Source organism: Streptomyces sp. NPDC051109, assembly GCF_044455885.1.
Lineage (GTDB): Bacteria > Actinomycetota > Actinomycetes > Streptomycetales > Streptomycetaceae > Streptomyces.
The window spans coordinates 1-19,761 of record NZ_JBITFF010000022.1 but is presented as its reverse complement, the minus strand read 5'-3'; the positions used below and the strand labels follow the sequence as shown (position 1 = coordinate 19,761).

The following is a 19,761-nucleotide window of genomic DNA, read 5'->3' as shown; positions in this document are numbered from 1 at the left end:
ACGGAGGTGACAGGCCCTGGGCCCCGGCCACTACCCTGTGCCTCGTGACCACCGTTCGCCTGCCCCTCTTCCCGCTGAACTCGGTGCTGTTCCCGGGACTCGTCCTCCCGCTGAACGTCTTCGAGGAGCGTTATCGCGCCATGATGCGCGAGCTGCTGAAGACGGGCGATGACGAGCCGCGCCGCTTCGCGGTCGTCGCGATCCGAGACGGCCGGGAGGTCGCGCCGACCGCGCCGGGCCTGCCGGACCAGACGGCGCTGCCCGAGCGGGGCCCGACGGCGGGCTTCGGCCCGGACCCCGTCCAGGCCTTCCACCGGGTGGGCTGCATCGCGGACGCGGCGACGATCCGGGAACGGGAGGACGGCAGCTTCGAGGTCCTGGCCACCGGTACGGCGCGGGTGCGCCTGCTGTCGGTGGACGCCTCGGGCCCGTACCTGGTCGCGGAGCTGGAGGAGCTCCCGGAGGACTCGGGCGACGGGGCGGGCGCGCTGGCGGAGGGGGTCCTGCGGGCCTTCCGGAACTACCAGAAGCGGCTGGCCGGAGCCCGGGAGCGGTCCCTGACCTCGGGGGCGGACCTGCCGGACGAGCCGTCGGTGGTCTCGTACCTGGTGGCGGCCGCGGCCGTACTGGACATCCCGGCGAAGCAGCGGCTGCTCCAGGCGCCGGACACCGCGACGCGGCTCGCGGAGGAACTGAAGCTGCTGCGCGCGGAGACGGCGGTCATCCGCCACCTGCCGTCGCTGCCGGCGGTGGACCTGACGCGCGCGCCCACGAGCCCGAACTGACGGCGAAGGACTGATGGCGAAGAAGAAGGCCCCGGCGGGGACGCCGGCGATCGCGGCCCTGACCTCCGCGCGGGCGGAGTTCACGGTGCACGCGTACGAGCACGACCCGGCGCACCCCTCGTACGGCGAGGAGGCGGCGCAGGCCATGGGTGTCTCCCCGGACCGGGTCTTCAAGACCCTGGTCGCGGAGGTGGACGGGGTGCTGACGGTGGCGGTGGTCCCGGTGTCGGGAAGCCTGGACCTGAAGGCGCTGGCGACCGCGGTCGCCGGGAAGCGGGCGGCGATGGCCGACCCGGCGCTCGCGGAGCGCACGACGGGCTACGTACGGGGCGGCATCTCCCCGCTGGGCCAGCGCAAGCGGCTCCGCACTGTGGTGGACGAGTCGGCGGCGGCGCACACCACGATCTGCGTCTCGGCCGGCCGCCGCGGCCTGGAGGTGGAACTCCCGCCCGCCACCCTGACGGCCTTGACGGACGCCACCCTGGCCCCCATCGGCCGCTCCTAGGAGTGCCGACCCCGCCGGCCGGACGGGACGCCGACGACGCGACCCGAGCCCGGGTCCTGCTCACCGCTCCCGCCGGGGCGGGCCCGGCCCCGCGCTCAGGCTCGCGGAGGCTCCGGCGCGGAGGGGTCCGACGGGGCCGACGGGGCCGAGGGGGTCGCGTGGACGTGGGGCGGGGGGTAGGACGCCCAGTCCGCCTCCGCGGACGGGTCCGGGTCGTGCGGGGTCCACAGGGCCGTCAGGCCGAGGTGGACGGCCACGGCGACCATCGGCCAGACCAGCAGCACCCCCTGCGCCAGCAACTGCAGCGGCGCATCGAACGGCACCCCCTTGCCCGCCTTCACCGCGGCGGCGGCCACGTCCGAGGACGGCCCCAGCCACAGCCCCGTCCGCCATCCCGCCAGCGCGGCGAAGCAGGATCCGAGCACCAGCCCGACGACCAGCGGGACACCGCCCCGGCGCCGCCACAGGAACAAGAGCACCGCGCTCAGCACGCCGAATCCCACCGACAGCAGGAAGAACGTCCCGTCGGACCCGATCCGGGCCTCGCTCTCGGAGTTCCGCAGGAAGACGGCCTCGCCGTTCGAGACGTACTGCGCCTTCGGCGCCAGCCACGCCCACAGCACTCCGAGCAGCACGCCGGCCACCCCGATCACCAGGGCCGTGGCGGCCCCGTCGCGGATGTCCGCCAGGGTGATGCCCCCGACGGAGCCGCTCCGCTTCTCGGGCGGCGGCGGAGGTTCGTGCGGGGAGGGCGTGGTCACGGCTTCGGTCACCCCCACATCGTGCCAGGTGCCGACGGCGCCGGCGTCAGCGGACCGCCGCTTGGGCCGACCGCGCCTGCGGCGGCCGCCGCTCCGGCGGACGAGCACCGCCTCAGCGAACGGCCGCGCGCCGGTACGCCCACGTCGCCACGGCCAGCGAGAGCACGCCCACCGCCGCGCACACCCCCAGGTCCAGCCCGACCGCCGCCCAGTCCGGACGCGGGGCGAAGGTCCGCGCGAACGCCTCCACCCCGTACGTGGACGGCAGCAGGTCCCGTGCCCACACGATCACCTCGGGCATCCGCTCCGGCGGCAGCACACCCAGCAGCAGCGCCGCCGACATGCCGAGCTGCCCGGCCAGTGTGGCCAGCTCCTGCCGCGGGGCCAGCAGCCCGAGGGCCGCCCCCAGCCCGGCCAGCGCGGCGCCGGCCAGCGGCACCACCGCGGCCAGGATCCACAGCCCGCCCATCGGCAGCCCGAACAGCAGGCATCCGAACACCGCCGTGACCAGCGTGCCCGGCAGGGTGAAGGAGGCGTACGCGGCGGCCGCGCCCAGCACCACCGAGGCGGGCGGCACGGGCAGCGTGGCGTAGTGGTCGAGCCCCCCGCTGGCCCGCAGCTGCCCGAAGTACTGGGCGAGCAGGTTCAGCGCGACGAAGGCGACGACCAGGACGGACGAACCCGCGACGACGGCCCGGGCCTCCGAGCCCCCGTCCACCACGCCCCGCATCAGGATCATGATCCCGACGGACTGGAAGGTGGCCACGAACAGCAGCGGGATACGGGACACCCGCGCCCGGGACAGCTGCGCCCGGTAGACGGCGGCCAGCGCGGGGAACAGCCGCGCCTGAGGTGCGAGCACCCCTGCGGCAGGGGTGCCGGCAGCGGTGCCGACGGCAGTCGTGCTCACGACTTCACCAGACCTTTCGAGGCACGCCCGCCCAGCGCGAGGTAGACGTCCTCCAGGCTCGGGGTCGCCAGCGTGAAGTCGTCGAGGGCGGCGAAGGCCGGGCCGCCGGTCACCGCTGCCACCGCCGCGCGCGCCTCGTCGGGCGCCAGCCGCAGCACCCACCGGCGCCCGGCCCCGGCCGCCGCCGGCGCGAGCGCCGCGACCTCCGCCACCTCCAGCGGCGGGGCGGTGCGCCACACCAGCTCCAGCCGGACCTCGCCGGAGACCCGGGCCTTCAGTCCGGCCGGGGAGTCGCAGGCGATGACCCGGCCCTGGTCGATGACGGCGACCCGGTCCAGGACGGTCTCGGCCTCGATGACGTTGTGCGTGACGAGCAGGACGGTGGCCCCGTTCCGGGCGCGCCGCCGGTCCACGGCCGCCCACACGGCCCGCCTGGCCACGGGGTCCATGCCGGTGGTGGGCTCGTCGAGGACCAGCACCGGCCGCTCCCCGACGAGCGCGGCGGCGAAGCAGGCGAGGCGCCGCTGTCCGCCGGAGAGCTTCTTCAGGGGCCGCCCGGCGATCGTGGTCAGCCCGAGCTCCTCCAGTACGGCGTCCCGCTCGGCGCGCGCCGCCCGTACGTCGAGCCCCCGCAGCCGCCCCGTGGTCTCGGCGGCCAGGGCCACCGTGAGCTCGTCGAGGGCGGTGGACTCCTGCCCCAGGTAGGCGAGCAGCCGGGAGGCCCGCTCGGGGTGGCGTACGAGGTCGTGGCCGAGCAGGGTCACGGAGCCGGAGTCGGGCCGCATCAGGCCGGTGAGCTGGCGGACCAGGGTGGACTTGCCGGCGCCGTTGGGGCCGAGCAGGCCGAAGATCTCGCCGCGCCGGACGTCCAGGCAGACCCCGTCGGTGGCCCGGGTCTCGGGCAGGGCGGGAGCCCCGCGCCGACCCCGTACCGCGGGATACGTCTTGACCAGGTCACGCACCGCGCAGACCACGTCCGAGGCCGCGTCCGCGGCCACTGCCGTGTTCGGTTGTGCTGATGCTGTGCCCGTACTCACGAGGGAGCAGCCTACGCGGCTTTCGTCCGGCCACCGCCGGGAGGTGCCGCCGACGCCCCGGTGGCACGGATGCGCGCGCCCCGCCCGCGCCTCCCCGCGCCCCGCCGGCCGCCCTGCCGGCTGCCCGGCCCGCGTCCTACTCGGCCGCCGGTCCCGTCGGTCCCGCGGGCACGGCGGCGGGGGTGCCGGCGACGTGTTCGGCGGCCGCGCGGACGTCGATCTCCCGCCAGAACCCGGCGCGGATGGCGTAGCGGTCGTGCTCGTCAATCTGGTCGTCCTTGTGCGCGAGCAGCCCGAACCGGGCGGCGTAGCGCAGCAGCTCCCCGTCGATGCGGTGCGGGATCCGCGGGTACATCGTGGCGAGTTTCTGCAGGTGGACGGTTTCCGGGAGGCGTTCCATCCAGCGCCGGGCGAACACCTGGCCCACCTCGAAGGGGTCGCCGCCGACGGTGGTGATGTCCTCCTCGCGGTCCGCCCAGCGCTGCTCCGCGCTGGTGAGCTGGGCGAGGGTGGGCAGCGAGGCGGTCTCGGCGGGCTCGCCCAGCGGTCCGGCCCGGTCGATCCAGCCCTTGTCGGAGGACCAGCGCAGGGCGCTGCCGGCCGGGGGCTGGGCGCCGGCGTGGCCGTGGCCGCCCGCGGAGCCGGGCTGCTGGCCGGGTGCGCGCAGCGAGCCGGCGAGGTCCTTGGGCGTGGGTACGGTCTTGCCGCCGAGGGTGGGGGCGGGCACGGGGGCGCCGCCGCCCTCGGGCTCGGCGGGGGCGGCGGCCGCGGCTCCGTTGGCACCGGCGCTGCGGGCGGCCTCGGCGAGGGCCGCCTCGGGGAGCGGGGCGGAGAGGATGGCGGCGATCTCGGGGCGCGGGGCGGGCGGCGGGGCGCACAGTCCGGCGAGGTCCTTGGCGCGGACGGCCCGGGTGATCCAGGCCCGGTCCAGGACGCGGCGCTCGTCGGCCTCGGCGACGAGGTCCTCGGACTGGTTGTAGTCGCCGTCGGCGGCCTGGACGGCCCACAGGTGGACGGCGACGCCGTGCTCCTTGGCGGACATCAGGCCGGGCAGGAGGTCCCCGTCGCCCGTGACGAGCACGACGTCCGAACAGGCGCGGTTGCGGGCCAGCTCGGTGAGCTCGGCGTGCATGGCGGCGTCCACGCCCTTCTGCGCCCAGCGGCCGTCGCTGCGGGTCAGCGCGCCGAGGCGGACGGTGACGCGGGGCATCACGCGCAGCCGCCGGTGCTCGGGCTGGGGCACCCGGTCGGGTGCACCGTCGAACCAGTAGATGCGCAGCAGGGGCTGCTCGGTGTCGGCCTCGGCGCGCTCGCGCAGGCCCTGGATGAGGGCCGCATGGTCGACGGTGATGCGGGAGCGGGAGGGCTCCCCGGCGAGAAGACTGGCGGCGGCGCCCAGCAGATAGCCGGCGTCCACCAGGACGACGCAGCGGTCCACGCGTACCACCCTCTTCCCTGGGGATCCTCTGTGTGTGTCGCGGGTTCCCCGAGTCTGCCCGACCGCAAGGGTGTTGACGGCCGGAACTCGATCATCGGCGTGGCGGATGTTTCACCCGCACCGACGGGACGGGCGGCCGGCTACGCGCAGTAAAGATCCAAAATGCGCGGTTTGCGGCGCCGTGTGAGGGTGAAGGCGGTCCTGGCCCCTAGACCCTCACGGAGGCTCCACCATGGCCAAGAACAAGAACCGCCAGCACGAACAGAAGCAGCAGGCCCGCTCGTCCTCGCAGGATCCGTCGAAGAGCTCGACGGAATCGGTGTCCGAGCCCTCGGGCGGCTCCCCGAGTCCGATGGACATGGCTCGCAAGGGCAAGCAGAAGAAGTTCGGCCACAACTGACGCCTCCGCGAGCACCGCGCACGAGGGCGCGCCCAGAGCTCTGGGCGCGCCCTTCTTCACGCTCGGCCGCGGGCGGGGGCCGGTCCGAGGGCCCCCGCGACCGGCGTCATCCGGCCAGGCAGGACGGCCCGAGGAGCACCTTGAGGTCGCCGAAGAGCGCCGGGTCGGGCTGGACCCGGTGCTTGTCGAGGCGCAGCACGGTGGTGGACCGCGGCCCCTGGAGCTTGATCCGGACCTCGGTGTTGCCCTTGTGGTGCCGCAGGATCTCCCCCAACCGGGTGACCATCGGAGGAGTGACCTTGACCGTCGGGATGGTGAGGACGACGGGTGCGTTCGTCCCGGCCGAGGAGAGGTCGGGAACCATCATCTCCATGGCGACGAGCCGGGGGACGTCCTCGCGCTTGTCGAGGCGGCCCTTGACGAAGACGACGGTGTCCTCGACCAGCTGGGTGGAGACGAGCTGGTAGGTCGCGGGGAAGAACATGCACTCGATGGATCCGGCGAGGTCCTCGACGGTGGCGATGGCCCAGGCGTTGCCCTGTTTGGTCATCTTGCGCTGGAGGCCCGAGATGATGCCGCCGATGGTGACGACGGCGCCGTCGGAGTGCTCGCCGCCGGTCAGCTGGGAGATGCCGGCGTCCGTCTTGTCGGAGAGGACGTGCTCCAGGCCGAAGAGCGGGTGGTCGGAGACGTACAGGCCGAGCATCTCGCGCTCTTGGGCGAGCAGGTAGGACTTCTCCCACTCCACGTCGGAGAACTCGACGTCGAGGCCGAAGCCCGGCTCGTCGCTCGCGCCCTCGTCACCCATTCCGCCGAAGAGGTCGAACTGGCCCTCGGCCTCCTTGCGCTTGACCGCGACCACGTTGTCGATCATCGACTCGTGGTGGGCGACCAGGCCCTTTCGGGTGTGGCCCATCTCGTCGAAGGCGCCGGCCTTGATGAGCGACTCGACGGTTCGCTTGTTGCAGACGACGGCCTCGACCTTGTCCAGGAAGTCGGGGAACGTGGAGTACTTCCCCTTCGCCTTCCTGGTCTTGATGATCGACTCGACGACGTTCTGGCCGACGTTGCGCACCGCGGTCAGCCCGAAGAGGATCACGTCGTCGCCCTGGGCCGCGAAGTTCGGCTCGGACTCGTTGACGTTCGGCGGGAGCACCTTGATGCCCATGCGCCGGCACTCGTTCAGGTAGATCGCGGACTTGTCCTTGTCGTCCTTGACCGAGGTGAGCAGGCCCGCCATGTACTCGGCCGGGTAGTTCGCCTTGAGGTAGGCGGTCCAGTACGAGACGAGGCCGTACGCGGCGGAGTGCGCCTTGTTGAAGGCGTACCCGGCGAAGGGGACCAGGACGTCCCAGAGGGCCTTGATCGCCTGGTCGCTGAAGCCCTTCTTCTTGGCGCCCTCCTCGAAGATGACGAAGTTCTTCGCCAGCTCCTCGGGCTTCTTCTTGCCCATCACGCGGCGCAGGATGTCGGCCTCGCCGAGCGAGTAGCCGGCGATGATCTGGGCTGCCTTCTGGACCTGCTCCTGGTAGACGATGAGGCCGTAGGTGACGTCCAGGACCTCCCGCAGCGGCTCTTCCAGCTCCGGGTGGATCGGGGTGATCTCCTGCTGCTTGTTCTTGCGCAGGGCGTAGTTCGTGTGCGAGTTCATGCCCATCGGACCCGGCCGGTACAGGGCCGAGACGGCGGAGATGTCCTCGAAGTTGTCGGGCTTCATCAGGCGCAGCAGGGAGCGCATGGGCCCGCCGTCGAACTGGAAGACGCCGAGGGTGTCGCCGCGGCCGAGCAGTTCGAAGGTCTTGGGGTCGTCGAGCGGGAGGGCCAGGAGGTCGATGTCGATCCCCTTGTTGGCCTTCACCATCTTGACGGCGTCGTCCATGATCGTGAGGTTGCGCAGGCCGAGGAAGTCCATCTTCAGCAGGCCGAGCGATTCGCAGCTCGGGTAGTCCCACTGGGTGATGGTGACACCGTCGGTGTGCCGCACCCAGACGGGTACGTGGTCGGTGATCGTCTCGCTGGACATGATCACGCCGGCCGCGTGCACGCCCATCTGGCGGACCAGGCCCTCCACACCGCGGGCGGTGTCGATGACCTTCTTCACGTCCGGCTCGTTCTCGTACATCCCGCGGATCTCGCCGGCCTCGCCGTAGCGGGGGTGCGAGGGGTCGAGGATGCCGGAGAGCGGGATGCCCTTGCCGAGGACGTCGGCGGGCATGGCCTTGGTGAGCCGGTCGCCCATGGCGTACGGGTAGCCGAGGACGCGCGCCGAGTCCTTGATCGCGTTCTTGGCCTTGATGGTGCCGTACGTGCCGATCATGGCGACCTTGTCGGCGCCGTACTTCTCGGTCACGTACCTGATCACCTCGACGCGCCGACGCTCGTCGAAGTCGATGTCGACGTCGGGCATCGAGACGCGCTCGGGGTTCAGGAACCGCTCGAAGATCAGGCCGTGGGTGAGCGGGTCGAGGTCGGTGATGCCCATGGCGTACGCGACGATCGAGCCGGCCGCGGAGCCTCGGCCGGGGCCCACCGCGATGCCCTGGTTCTTGGCCCACATGATGAAGTCGGCGACCACGAGGAAGTAGCCCGGGAAGCCCATCGAGATGATCGTGTCCATCTCGTACTCGGCCTGCTTCATCCGGTCGTCCGGGATGCCCCCGGGGTAGCGGCGGTGCATGCCGCGCATGGTCTCCTCGCGGAACCAGCTGACCTCGGTGTGACCCTCCGGGATGTCGAACTTCGGCATCAGGTTGCGGAACTTGAACATGCCCTCGGTGTCGATCTGGTCCGCGACCAGCTTCGTGTTGGCGCAGCCCTCCTGCCAGGCGTCCGAGGAGTCGATCGCGTACATCTCGTCGGTCGACTTCAGGTAGTAGCCGGTGCCGTCGAAGCGGAAGCGGTCGGGGTCCGAGAGGTTCTTGCCGGTCTGGATGCAGAGCAGGGCGTCGTGGGCGCCGGCCTCGCTGGCGTAGGTGTAGTGCGAGTCGTTCGTGACCAGCGGCGGGATGCCGAGCTTCTTGCCGATCTCCAGCAGCCCGTCGCGGACCCGGCGCTCGATCTCGATGCCGTGGTCCATCAGCTCCAGGAAGTACCGGTCCTTGCCGAAGATGTCCTGGTACTCGGAGGCCGACTTCAGGGCCTCGTCGAACTGGCCGAGGCGAAGGCGGGTCTGGAGCTCGCCGGAGGGGCAGCCGGTGGAGGCGATCAGGCCCTCCGACCACTTGCTGATCGTCTCCTTGTCCATGCGCGGCCACTTGGTCAGCCAGCCCTCGGCGTACGCGTCGGAGGACAGCCGGAAGAGGTTGTGCAGGCCGGTGGCGTTCGCCGCCCAGATCGTCTTGTGCGTGTAACCACCGGAACCGGACACGTCGTCGCGCTTCTGGTGGGGCTGGCCCCACTGGATGCGCCGCTTGTTGCGCCGGGACTCGGGGGCGACATACGCCTCGATCCCGATGATCGGGGTGACCCCGGCCTTCTGGGCGGAATGGAAGAAGTCGTACGCACCGTGCAGGTTGCCGTGGTCGGACATGGCGATGTGCGTCATGCCCATCTCGTTGCACGCGTTGAACATGTCCTTCAGCCGCGCGGCACCGTCCAGCAGCGAGTACTGGGTGTGAACGTGCAGGTGCGTGAACGGCGGCTTGGTCACGGCGGGTGGCTCCTGACGGTGGGGGCGGCGGCAGCTATGAATCCTACGTCCCGGGAGTGACAGACAGCGGGGGCGCGCGAAGCGCTCGATGGGGGGTGGCGGTCGGGTGACGGGTGGGCGGGCACGGACGGGTACGGTCGGGCGTTGCAGAACCAGGACGACCCGCCCGACGTCCAGTCGGTCAGAACCTGTACCACCCCGTGCACCAGGAGGCACCCGCCATGGCGGTCCCCGAGACGACGAACGAGCAGCGCGCCGAGCAGATACTCGACGTGTTCGACACCGCATTCGGTGAGCTGCTCGCCGCCGACCCCGCGGCCTTCCAGGTCAAATTCCGCAAGATGGCGGCCTCGGCCTTCGCCTTCTACCGCGGTACGGCCTGCCTCTTCTACGCCGACCTGGAGCGCGACCGCCACGGCGGGCCCTACCTGGACGAGCGGACCGGCCGGGTCTGGATCCACGGCGATCTGCACGCCGAGAACTTCGGCACGTACATGGACGCCAACGGCCGCCTGATCTTCAACGTCAACGACTTCGACGAGGCGTACGTCGGCCCCTTCACCTGGGACCTCAAGCGGTTCGCGGCCTCCGTCGCCCTGATCGGCTACACCAAGGCCCTCAGCGACGAGCAGATCAGCGAGCTGGTGCGGACCTACGCGGGCGCCTACCGGGAGCGGATCCACCGCCTGGCCACCGGCGCCAAGAACGAGGAGGTCCCCTCCTTCACCCTGGACACGGCCGAGGGCCCGCTGCTGGGCGCCCTGCGCTCGGCCCGCTCCCGCACCCGCTTCTCCCTGCTGGACTCGATGACCGAGATCCGCGACCACGAGCGCCGCTTCGCCCCCGGCGGGGGTTCGATCGAGCTGGACGCGGCCACCCGCTACAAGGTGCTCGCCGCCTTCGACGGGTACCTGGAGACCCTGCCGGACGAGTCCCTGGTGCGGCCCGACTCCTACCGGGTCAAGGACGTGGTGGGCCGCCGCGGCGTCGGCATCGGCTCGGCCGGCCTGCCCTCGTACAACATCCTGCTGGAGGGGCACAGCGACGCCCTGGAGAACGACGTCGTGATCTACCTCAAGCAGGCGCAGACGCCGGCCGTCTCCCGGCACATCACCGACCGGGCCGTCCGGGACTACTTCCGGCACGAGGGGCACCGCACGGTGATCTCCCAGCGCGCCCTCCAGGCCCACGCCGACCCGTGGCTGGGCTGGACCGAGCTGGACGGGTCCGGGCAGCTGGTGGCCGAGGTCTCCCCGTACGCGGTGGACCTGGACTGGTCGGACCTGGACGACCCGGAGGAGATCGCGGCCGTCGTCGGGGACCTCGGCCGGGCGACGGCGACCATGCACGCCTCTGCCGACGAGGCCGAGAGCGGGCAATCCCTGGTGCCGTTCTCCACCGAGCGGGCCATCGACGCGGCCATCGCCGCCGACGAGGAGGGCTTCGCCGAGCTGCTGGTCGACTTCGCGCACGCGTACGGGGCCCGGGCGCGCGCCGACCACCAGATCTTCGTGGACCTGTTCCGCAACGGCCGCATCATGCGCTGACCGGACCACCGGCCGGTACGGGCGGGGCCGCAGGAACCGGCCGTTCCGGGACCGGGGACCCCTCTTCACAGGGTCTCGTGGCAGACTCGCGCCGATGGACATATCGAGGGCAGGACTGAGAGGGCTGCGAGCCGCGCTGTTCAGCGCACTCGTCGTGCTGCTCTCGGCCGGCTCGCACGTCCTGATGTCCCGCGTCCCGCTGCCCCCCGCCACCGTGGCCGGGGCCTTCGCCGGCGTGTTCCTGCTCACGTACGCGCTGGCCGGCCGCGAGCGGGGCTTCGGCCCCATCGCCGGACTGCTGGTCCCGCTGGAGCTGGCGGCCGACACGGTCTTCACCACCGGGCAGCACGTCTGCTACGGACCGGCCGGCGGGCCCGTCGCCGGGCCGCTGCGGGCGCTGGGCCTCGACGCCCTGTGCGGCGGCCCGCCGCTGGGCGGGCCGCTGGCCGAGGTGCCCGGGGCCGTCCCCGACCCGGTGGCCCTGCTGGCCTCGCCCGGCCCCTGGACCCCGTGGCTGCTGCTCGGCGCCCACGTCTCGGTCGGGCTGCTTGCCGCGGCCTGGCTGCGGTACGGGGAGCGGGCGCTGGGCCAGCTGCTGCGCGCGGTGGCCGCCTCCGCCTTCCGGCCGCTTCTGCTGGCCGCGGCCTCGGTGGCCGCGGCCTGCGGTCCGGTGCGGCGGATGCCGCGCCCGGCCCTTGCGGGCGCGGGGGCCCGTACCCGCTTCCCCGCCCACTCCGTGGGACGCCGGGGGCCTCCCGTACGCGGCGCACTCGTCTGCGCCTGACCCCGCGTACGCAGTCCCCTTTCCCTTGAGTCGCACCCCACGGAGATCACCATGAGTTCACGCAACAGCCAGGCCAACAAGGCGGCGGCCCGCGAGCGGCTGCGCGCCGAGCGCGAGAAGCAGGCGAAGAAGGCCAAGGCGCGCCGCCAGGTGCTGGTGGCCGGCGCGGTCGTCGCCGTCCTCGCCCTGGCCGGCGGCGTCGGCTACCTGGTCGTACAGGCCAACCAGCCGAGCGAGTGGGAGAAGGCGGCCGACGCGACGCTGGTCGCCCCGAAGAACACCACGGGCGACAACGGCACCACGGTCGTCATAGGCAAGGCGGAGGCCAAGAAGACCCTGGAGGTCTACGAGGACTCGCGCTGCCCGGTCTGCTCCCAGTTCGAGCAGGCCGTGGGCCCGCAGATCAAGAAGGACGTCGACGCCGGCAAGTACAAGATCCAGTACATCGGCGCCACCTTCCTCGACAAGGGCTTCGGCGGCACCGGCGCGAAGAACGCGCTGAGCGCGCTGGGCGCGGCGCTGAACGTCAGCCCCGAGGCGTTCCTGGAGTACAAGACCGCCCTGTACTCCAAGGAGAACCACCCGGAGGAGCGCGACGACAAGTTCGGCAAGGACGACTACCTGCTGAAGATCGCGGACCAGGTGCCGGCGCTCAAGGGCAACGCCGAGTTCAAGAAGGCCGTCGAGGACGGCACGTACAACCGCTGGGCGATCGAGATGTCGAAGGTCTTCGACAAGAGCGGGATGACGGGCACCCCGTCGCTGAAGATGGGCGGCAAGAAGATCGAGGTCAAGATGACCCCGGGGGAGTTCACGGCCGAGGTCGACAAGGCCATCGCGGGCTGACCCGGCACACCGGACCCGCACACGGACAGGCGAACTCCGAGAGTTCGCCTGCCCGTTGCCTTCCCAGGGGTGTACCGGCGGTTATACCGGTCAGTAATATGCCGGTCCGTGACCAGTCATCTCCCCTCCCCCTCCGCTGCGGCAACTCCGCGCCGCCGTACGGTCGTCAAGGCCGCTGCGGCCACCGCCGCCCTCGCGCCCTTCGCGACGGCCGCCCTGGGCATCTCCCCCGCGTCGGCGGCCTCGAACGGGCCCGCCTTCCTGCACGGTGTCGCCTCCGGCGACCCGCTGCCCGACGGGATCCTGCTGTGGACCCGCGTCACCCCGGCCCCCGAGGCCGTGCCCGGCTCCGGCGTCGGCCCGGCCACCCCGGTGACCTGGGAGGTGGCCGAGGACAAGGCCTTCTCCCGGATCGTGCTGAGCGGCTCCGTCACGGCGACCGCCGCCTCCGACCACACGGTCAAGGCGGACGTCCGCGGACTGCGGCCGCAGACCGCGTACTTCTACCGGTTCACCGCCGGCGGCGCCGTCTCCCCGGTCGGGCGCACCCTGACCGCCCCGGGCCACGACGCGACGACCCCCGGGGTCCGCTTCGGCGTGGTCTCCTGCGCCAACTGGGAAGCCGGCTACTTCTCGGCGTACCGCCACCTGGCCGCCCGCAGCGACCTGCACGCGATCCTGCACCTCGGCGACTACATCTACGAGTACGCGAACGGGGCCTACCCCGAGGCGAAGTACGTCGTGCGCGCGCACGAGCCGCGGCACGAGATCCTCACCCTCGCCGACTACCGGACCCGGCACGGCACGTACAAGACCGACGCCGACCTCCAGGCGCTGCACGCCGCGCACGCGATCGTCGCGATATGGGACGACCACGAGTTCGCCAACGACGCCTGGTCGGGCGGCGCCGAGAACCACACCCCGGGCGCCGAGGGCGACTGGGCGGCCCGCGCGGCCGCCGCCAAGCAGGCGTACTTCGAGTGGATGCCGGTCCGCACCTCCACGGCCGGCACCGTCTACCGGCGCCTGCGCTTCGGCAACCTGGCCGACCTGCACCTGCTGGACCTGCGCACCTTCCGCTCCCAGCAGGTCAAGATAGGCAGCGGCTCGGTCGACGACCCGGAGCGCACCATCACCGGGCGGGCCCAGCTGGACTGGCTCAAGTCGGGCCTCGCGAACTCGAACGCGACCTGGAAGCTGGTCGGGACCTCGGTGATGATCTCGCCGGTGGCCTTCGGCTCGCTGCCCGCCCATCTGCTGGCGCCGCTGACGAAGCTGCTGGGCCTGCCCGAGGGCGGCCTCGCGGTCAACGTGGACCAGTGGGACGGCTACACGGACGACCGCAAGGAGCTGCTGGCCCACCTCAAGGACCAGAAGATCAAGAACACGGTCTTCCTCACGGGCGACATCCACATGGCGTGGGCGAACGAGGTCCCGATGAACATGGCGACGTATCCGGGCTCGGGTACGGCGGCCACTGAGTTCGTCGTGACGTCGGTGACCTCGGACAACATCGACGACCTCCTGCACGTGCCGGCCGACACCGCGTCGCTCGTAGCGGAAGCGGCGGTCAAGGCCGCCAACTGGCACGTGAAGTGGCTGGACATGGACGCACACGGCTACGGGGTGCTGGACGTGACGGCCGAGCGGTCACAGATGGACTACTACGTGGTGTCCGACAAGCGGAATCCGGCCGCCACCACCGCGTGGGCCCGTTCGTACCGCACGCCGAACGGCACGCAGAAGGTGGAGCGGGCGTACCAGCCGGTGGGCTGACGATCTCCTGACTGTATGTCAAATCTTTCGCGCGGAGGGGTGCCTGGTGCAGACCAGGCACCCCTCCGGCATCAGAAGCAACAAATCTTTTACGCAAAGGGCTTGCTCAGTGCATGACATGGACACATAAGCTTCGCGCCAGCGTGAGGAAAACCCTCACCCCCCACCACGCTTCGCGAGGAGTCAACGTGCGCGCTTCCGCCCGCATATCCCCCATGCTCCGCCGCCGCCTCATGGGTACGGCCGTTCTGGCCGGAACCCTGGCGTTCGCCCCGCTCACGGCCCCCACCACCGTGGCCGCGGCGCCCAAGACCGGCTCCGAGGCCTGTGCCGAGGCCACCGCCGCCTCCGCCAACGCCCGTGTCGCCCGTCCGAAGGACCAGCACGCGGCCGACCCCAACGAGGTGACGGACGCCCAGGTCAAGGCCATGGACGCCGACCTGGCCAAGAAGAGCGCCGAGCTCGGTCCGCAGCGCCAGATGCGCGCCGCAGAGGCCACCGCGGCGACGACCATCCCGGTCTACGTCCACGTCATCACCTCCGGCACCGCCGGCAAGCTGACCGCCACGGACGTCAACAACCAGATCGCGGTCCTCAACGCCGCGTACAGCGGCAACGGCACCGGCAACGTCGACTCGGGCTACCAGTTCTCGCTGGTCTCCACCGACTACACCGACAACGCCGCCTGGTACAACGTCTCGGACGGCACCCAGGCCGAGAAGGACATGAAGAACGCCCTGCGCAAGGGCGGCGCGAACGCGCTCAACCTCTACACCGCCAACCTCGGCGGCGGCCTGCTCGGCTGGGCGACCTTCCCGAGCTCCTACGCCTCGCAGCCCAAGATGGACGGCGTGGTCATCCTCAACACCTCGCTGCCGGGCGGTTCCGCCGCCAACTACAACGAGGGCGACACCGCCACCCACGAGGTCGGCCACTGGATGGGCCTCTACCACACCTTCCAGGGCGGCTGCTCGGGCAGCGGCGACTCCGTCTCCGACACCCCGGCCGAGAAGAGCGCCGCGTTCGAGTGCCCGACCGGCCGTGACAGCTGCACCAACAAGACGGGCGTCGACCCGATCCACAACTTCATGGACTACACGTACGACTCCTGCATGTACCAGTTCACCGCTGGTCAGGTGTCCCGCATGAAGAGCATGTGGAGCGCCTACCGCGGCTAGTCACCGCGCGGAGCGTCGAGGGGCGGGGCACGCGGTTGGTGCCCCGCCCCTCACCGTTCCCTCCGGCGTCCGCGCCTGCGGCTACAGGGAGTCGAGGAAGGCGAGCGCGGCCCTCCAGGTCTGCTCCGCGGCCTGTGCGTCGTAGTCGTCGAGGTCCGGGTCCGTGAACAGGTGCCCGGCGCCCGGGTAGCGGTGCACCTCCACGTCCGCACCCGCGCGCTGCATCCGCAGGTACCAGGCCGTCAGCCAGTCGTGCGGCTCGAACGGGTCCGGATCGGCGATGTGCAGCTGCACCGGCAGTTCGTCGACGGCAGTGTCCTCCTCCAGGTCCGCCGTCCCGTGCAGGAGCAGCAGCCCGCGCGCCTTCTCGTCGGCCAGGGCCAGGTGCTGGGCGACGGAGCCGCCGAAGGAGAAGCCCGCGTAGACCAGACCCTGGTCGGAGTAGGGGGCGGAGGCCAGCACCGCACGCTTGAGCAGCTCGTCGCGGCCGATCTCGTCCCGGTGTGCCATGCCCTCCTCGACGGTCTCGAAGGTGCGCCCCTCGAAGAGATCCGGCACCTGGACCCGGTGACCGGCCGCGCGCAGCCGGTCGGCCGCCGCGTGCACCGCGGGCCGCAGCCCGTACGTCGAATGGAAGAGCACGATGTTCATGCACCCATCGTGCCATTCGTCGAACGGGAGGGCCCGAGGGCTCGTTCCGGTTACGTTGACGTGCATGGACACGGACACCGTTCTGCGCCCGATCGCCGTCGTCGGCGGCGCCCTGGTCGTCACCCTGCTGGCCGGATGGCTGCTGGACCTGCTGCTGCGCCGCGCCGACGCCCGGCACAGCGAGACCCCGCTGTGGGGGCTGCTGCGCCACTGCCGCCTGCCGTTCCAGCTCGTGCTGTGCACGACGCTGCTGTACGGGTCCCAGCGGCGGGCGGGCATCGCGCCGGAGTACCTCTTCGCCGTGGGCCGCGCCCTGACCCTCGTTCTGATCGGCTCCGCGGCATGGCTGCTGGTGCGCATCGCGACGGCGGTCGTGGACTCCTCGTACGCCCGCTACGCGGCCCAGAACCCGGACGACGCGCGGGTGCGGCGGGTCCGCACCCAGGTGACGCTGATCCACCGGGTGGTCACGGCGGTGGTCGTGGTGGTCGCGGTGGCGGCGATGCTGCTCACCTTCCCGCCGATGCGGGCGGTGGGCGCCTCGATGCTGGCGTCGGCGGGCTTGCTCGGCATCGTGGCGGGCATCGCGGCCCAGTCCTCGCTCGGCAACCTGTTCGCCGGACTGCAGATCGCCTTCGGCGACACGGTGCGGATCGGGGACACGGTGGTCGTGGACGAGGAGTGGGGGACGGTCGAGGAGATCACCCTGACCTTCCTGGTGGTCCGCACCTGGGACGAGCGCCGGATCACGATGCCTGTGTCGTATTTCACAGGGAAGCCGTACGAGAACTGGTCGCGCGGCGGCGCGCAGATGACCGGGACCGTGTTCTGGCACCTGGACCACAGCGCACCGCTGGACCTGATGCGGGAGCAGCTCCAGGAGATCCTGAAGGCGGTCCCGGAATGGGACGGCCGCACCGGCAGCCTCGCGGTCACGGACACGACCCCGCACACCATCCAGGTCCGGGCGGTGGTCACGGCGAAGGACGCGACGGACATCTGGACGGTCCGCTGCCAGGTCCGCGAACGCCTGATCGCCTGGCTCCTGGCCCACCACCCGTACGCCCTGCCCCGCATCGCCACCTCCCCGGCGGACCCCCGCCCGGACGCGACCTGACGCGTCCCGGCGCGTCCCGGCGCGCCCCGTCGCGCCCCGTCGCGTCCTGACGGCCGGATCCCGGGTCAGAACGTCAGCCGGAACAGGGCTCCGCCGCCCGGGGCCGGCTCGGCCACGAGCTCCGCGGCGTGCGCCCGGGCGATCTGGCGGGCCATCGCCAGGCCCAGCCCCGAGCCCGGCAGGGCGCGCGCCGCCCCGGCCCGGTAGAAGCGGTCGAAGACGTACGGCAGGTCCTCGGCCGCGATGCCGGGTCCGTGGTCCCGTACCGTCAGCTCGGCCCGGCCGGCGCCGCCGCCCAGGACCGCCAGCTCCACCTCGACCGGAGCCCCGGCGGGGCTGAACTTCGCCGCGTTGTCCAGCAGGTTCGACACCAGTCGGGTCAGCCGCGCCGGCACCCCCGGCACCACCACCTCGTCCACGCGGACGCGTACCGGCACCGACGGCCAGTGCGCCCGGGCCGCCTCAGCGCAGTGCTCCACCAGCGGAGCCAGCCGCACCTGTTCCACCAGCGGCTGCGGCTCCTCGTCCCGGGCCAGCTCGATCAGGTCGTTCACCAGCCCCGTCACCTCCCTCAGCTGCCGCCCCAGCGCGAGCGAAGCCCGCTCGCGCTGCTCCGCCGTCAGCCGCTCCCCCCGCGCCAGCAGCTCCGCGTTGGTCCGCAGGGCCGTCAGCGGGGTCCGCAGCTCGTGCGAGGCATCGGCGACCAGCCGCCGCTGCGCCGTCACCGACTGCTCCAGCTCGCCCAGCATGGTGTTGAAGCTCCCGGCCAGCCGCGTGATCTCGTCCTCCCTCCCCGGCGGCGGCAGTTCGATCCGGTGCCGCGGATCCCGCGTCGCCGCGATCCGCTCGGCGGTGGCCGTGAGCCGGGTCACCGGGGCCAGGCCGGTCCGCGACACCCAGTACCCCAGCCCGGCGGCGACCAGCACGCCGGCCGCGCCGATCAGTGCCAGCCACCACGCCGCCTCCTCGATCCCGTCCTCGACGGTGTCGGCCCGCAGCGCCACCTGGAGCGCCCGCCCCTTCGCGTAGTCGGTGGTGAGCATCCGCGTCGGGTGCCCCGCGTGCACGATGTCCGTGTAGAAGGGCGCGCGCCGCCCGGCCGCCACCGCCCGCGTCGCGGCGTCCACCGGCAGCAGGTAGGGCGCGGCCGGGTCGTTCGACGGGTCGGCCGGCACCACCTCCGCGCAGGCGGGCGCCGCCAGGAACCGGCACTCCCCGGCCAGGGTGTCCGGCCCGGAGTCCGGGTTGCGCTGCGCCGCGAGCCGCGCGGACTGGGTCAGGCTCAGGTTCAGCTGCTCGTACAGGGCGCTCCGTACGACGAAGAACGCCGCCGTGCACACCCCGACCGCGACCAGCGCCACCGCCGCGGTGGCCGCCAGCGCCAGCCGGGTCCGCAGCGGGCGGCGTCTGCGCCAGGGCGCCCCGAGCCGGCGCCGCCCCCGCCGGGCGGCGCTCACGCCGGGCCCAGCCGGTAGCCGACCCCGTGGACGGTGTGCACCAGCCGCGGCTCGCCGGCCGCCTCCAGCTTCCGCCGCAGGTAGCCGACGTACACGGCGAGGGAATTGGAGTCCGGGCCGAAGTCCCGCCCCCACACCAGCTCCAGGATCAGCTCCCGCGGCAGCACCTGGCCGGGGTGGCGCAGCAGCAGCTCGAGCAGCGCCGCCTCGGTCCGGCTGAACTCCAGCGGCCGCCCGCCGCGCCGTCCGGTGCGCGTCTCGGGGTCCAGTACGAGGTCCGCGAAGCCGAGTACGGCCGTACCGGCCGGATCGGGCGCGGCCCGCCGCAGCAGGGCCCGGACCCGGGCCACCAGCTCGTCCAGCGCGAACGGCTTGACCAGGTAGTCGTCGGCGCCGGCCTCCAGGCCGTCGACCCGCTCGCTCACCGAGTCCAGCGCGGTCAGGACGAGCACGGGCGTACGGTCGCCAAGGGCCCGCAGCCGCCGGCAGACCCCGAGCCCGTCGAGCACGGGCATCATCACGTCGAGGACCACCGCGTCGGGCTGCCAGGCCGCCACCTCCGACAGTGCGGCCAGGCCGTCGCCGGCTCCCCGTACCTCGTACCCTTCGACGGCCAGCCCGTCCTGGACGGCGGCGCGTACCTCGGGCTCGTCGTCCACGACCAGGATCCGTTGCGCGCCCGTGCCGCCCGCGCTGCTCGTGCTGCTCATGGGGCAAAGCCTGCCAAACAGTTCTGAGAGAACCTCTTAGAGGTCGTTTTCATCTTGAGTATCATTGTTTGGAACTGTTTGTCCTCTCCGTCGCTGTGTTGCCGGTGGGGGCTGCAGTGGCGACTCTGCCTGGTGAGGCCAGTGGTGTGACGGGTGGGGCAGAGGCCTGCTTGCGCCTGTCTCATTCCAGGACGCCCGGGTCTGTCCCGT

The 19,761-nt window shown here is 72.1% G+C and carries 17 protein-coding genes; 9 read left to right on the top strand and 8 right to left on the bottom strand.

The features are described from left to right. Positions 1-44: 44 nt before the first annotated feature. Both ACIBAD_RS30585 and ybaK read left to right on the top strand, forming a co-directional pair. Positions 45-785, top strand: a complete 741-nt coding sequence (locus ACIBAD_RS30585; RefSeq protein ID WP_134075047.1) for an LON peptidase substrate-binding domain-containing protein — start codon at positions 45-47, stop codon at positions 783-785. Between the two features lie 13 nt (positions 786-798). Next, a complete protein-coding gene (ybaK, locus tag ACIBAD_RS30580) occupies positions 799-1,290 on the top strand; it encodes a Cys-tRNA(Pro) deacylase (RefSeq protein ID WP_398909872.1) in 492 nt (163 codons plus the stop codon). 95 nt (positions 1,291-1,385) lie between these two features. On the opposite strand, the gene ACIBAD_RS30575 is transcribed toward ybaK, so the two are convergent. The 4 genes from ACIBAD_RS30575 to ACIBAD_RS30560 all read right to left on the bottom strand — a co-directional run bounded on the left by ACIBAD_RS30575 (position 1,386) and on the right by ACIBAD_RS30560 (position 5,445). Then, positions 1,386-2,063 (bottom strand): hypothetical protein, encoded by a 678-nt coding sequence (locus ACIBAD_RS30575; RefSeq protein ID WP_398909871.1) that lies wholly within the window; start codon positions 2,061-2,063, stop codon positions 1,386-1,388. Positions 2,064-2,163: 100 nt separating this feature from the next. After that, the gene (locus ACIBAD_RS30570; RefSeq protein ID WP_398909869.1) at positions 2,164-2,961 is read right to left on the bottom strand and encodes an ABC transporter permease; all 798 of its coding nucleotides are present in this window, start codon (positions 2,959-2,961) and stop codon (positions 2,164-2,166) included. Further along, positions 2,958-3,959, bottom strand: a complete 1,002-nt coding sequence (locus ACIBAD_RS30565) for an ABC transporter ATP-binding protein (protein ID WP_134075802.1) — start codon at positions 3,957-3,959, stop codon at positions 2,958-2,960. The genes ACIBAD_RS30570 and ACIBAD_RS30565 overlap by 4 nt, the downstream gene beginning before the upstream one ends. Before the next feature lie 175 nt (positions 3,960-4,134). Beyond that, positions 4,135-5,445, bottom strand: coding sequence for an NYN domain-containing protein (locus ACIBAD_RS30560; RefSeq protein WP_398909867.1), 1,311 nt, complete (start codon positions 5,443-5,445; stop codon positions 4,135-4,137). Positions 5,446-5,668: 223 nt separating this feature from the next. On the opposite strand from ACIBAD_RS30560, the gene ACIBAD_RS30555 reads away from it, so the two are divergent. Beyond that, on the top strand, positions 5,669-5,836 hold the full coding sequence (locus ACIBAD_RS30555) for a hypothetical protein (protein ID WP_166663183.1): 168 nt from the start codon (positions 5,669-5,671) through the stop codon (positions 5,834-5,836). A gap of 106 nt (positions 5,837-5,942) precedes the next feature. Here ACIBAD_RS30555 and dnaE read toward each other — a convergent pair whose 3' ends face one another. Further along, the gene (gene dnaE, locus ACIBAD_RS30550) at positions 5,943-9,485 is read right to left on the bottom strand and encodes a DNA polymerase III subunit alpha (protein ID WP_398909865.1); all 3,543 of its coding nucleotides are present in this window, start codon (positions 9,483-9,485) and stop codon (positions 5,943-5,945) included. Positions 9,486-9,706: 221 nt separating this feature from the next. On the opposite strand from dnaE, the gene ACIBAD_RS30545 reads away from it, so the two are divergent. From ACIBAD_RS30545 to ACIBAD_RS30525, 5 genes are all read left to right on the top strand, one after another. Continuing rightward, positions 9,707-11,032 (top strand): DUF2252 domain-containing protein, encoded by a 1,326-nt coding sequence (locus tag ACIBAD_RS30545; RefSeq protein WP_398909863.1) that lies wholly within the window; start codon positions 9,707-9,709, stop codon positions 11,030-11,032. Between the two features lie 94 nt (positions 11,033-11,126). Further along, on the top strand, positions 11,127-11,816 hold the full coding sequence (locus ACIBAD_RS30540; RefSeq protein ID WP_134075051.1) for a hypothetical protein: 690 nt from the start codon (positions 11,127-11,129) through the stop codon (positions 11,814-11,816). Positions 11,817-11,867: 51 nt separating this feature from the next. Then, positions 11,868-12,662, top strand: a complete 795-nt coding sequence (locus ACIBAD_RS30535; RefSeq protein WP_398909861.1) for a thioredoxin domain-containing protein — start codon at positions 11,868-11,870, stop codon at positions 12,660-12,662. Positions 12,663-12,770: 108 nt separating this feature from the next. Then, positions 12,771-14,438, top strand: a complete 1,668-nt coding sequence (locus ACIBAD_RS30530) for an alkaline phosphatase D family protein (RefSeq protein ID WP_398909859.1) — start codon at positions 12,771-12,773, stop codon at positions 14,436-14,438. Between the two features lie 233 nt (positions 14,439-14,671). Next, a complete protein-coding gene (locus ACIBAD_RS30525) occupies positions 14,672-15,616 on the top strand; it encodes a zinc metalloprotease (protein WP_134075804.1) in 945 nt (314 codons plus the stop codon). Positions 15,617-15,697: 81 nt separating this feature from the next. Here ACIBAD_RS30525 and ACIBAD_RS30520 read toward each other — a convergent pair whose 3' ends face one another. Continuing rightward, a complete protein-coding gene (locus tag ACIBAD_RS30520) occupies positions 15,698-16,267 on the bottom strand; it encodes a dienelactone hydrolase family protein (RefSeq protein WP_134075054.1) in 570 nt (189 codons plus the stop codon). 64 nt (positions 16,268-16,331) lie between these two features. Here ACIBAD_RS30520 and ACIBAD_RS30515 point away from each other — a divergent pair, with 64 nt between their 5' ends. Then, complete coding sequence (locus ACIBAD_RS30515; protein ID WP_134075055.1) at positions 16,332-17,384, top strand: mechanosensitive ion channel domain-containing protein; 1,053 nt, start codon at positions 16,332-16,334, stop codon at positions 17,382-17,384. Between the two features lie 65 nt (positions 17,385-17,449). On the opposite strand, the gene ACIBAD_RS30510 is transcribed toward ACIBAD_RS30515, so the two are convergent. Together ACIBAD_RS30510 and ACIBAD_RS30505 are read right to left on the bottom strand one after the other, a co-directional pair. Next, complete coding sequence (locus ACIBAD_RS30510) at positions 17,450-18,841, bottom strand: sensor histidine kinase (RefSeq protein ID WP_398909856.1); 1,392 nt, start codon at positions 18,839-18,841, stop codon at positions 17,450-17,452. Further along, entirely contained in the window at positions 18,838-19,551 is a 714-nt protein-coding gene (locus ACIBAD_RS30505; RefSeq protein WP_398909854.1) for a response regulator transcription factor, read from the bottom strand. The genes ACIBAD_RS30510 and ACIBAD_RS30505 overlap by 4 nt, the downstream gene beginning before the upstream one ends. Between the last annotated feature and the right edge of the window lie 210 nt (positions 19,552-19,761).

Excerpts from the sequence above, each read along its gene's own strand:
- ybaK (WP_398909872.1), top strand. The coding sequence starts at position 799 with ATGGCGAAGAAGAAGGCCCCGGCGGGGACGCCGGCGATCGCGGCCCTG.
- ACIBAD_RS30555 (WP_166663183.1), top strand. The coding sequence starts at position 5,669 with ATGGCCAAGAACAAGAACCGCCAGCACGAACAGAAGCAGCAGGCCCGC.
- ACIBAD_RS30545 (WP_398909863.1), top strand. The coding sequence starts at position 9,707 with ATGGCGGTCCCCGAGACGACGAACGAGCAGCGCGCCGAGCAGATACTC.
- ACIBAD_RS30540 (WP_134075051.1), top strand. The coding sequence starts at position 11,127 with ATGGACATATCGAGGGCAGGACTGAGAGGGCTGCGAGCCGCGCTGTTC.
- ACIBAD_RS30535 (WP_398909861.1), top strand. The coding sequence starts at position 11,868 with ATGAGTTCACGCAACAGCCAGGCCAACAAGGCGGCGGCCCGCGAGCGG.
- ACIBAD_RS30525 (WP_134075804.1), top strand. The coding sequence starts at position 14,672 with ATGGGTACGGCCGTTCTGGCCGGAACCCTGGCGTTCGCCCCGCTCACG.
- ACIBAD_RS30520 (WP_134075054.1), bottom strand. The coding sequence starts at position 16,267 with ATGAACATCGTGCTCTTCCATTCGACGTACGGGCTGCGGCCCGCGGTG.
- ACIBAD_RS30515 (WP_134075055.1), top strand. The coding sequence starts at position 16,332 with ATGGACACGGACACCGTTCTGCGCCCGATCGCCGTCGTCGGCGGCGCC.
- ACIBAD_RS30505 (WP_398909854.1), bottom strand. The coding sequence starts at position 19,551 with ATGAGCAGCACGAGCAGCGCGGGCGGCACGGGCGCGCAACGGATCCTG.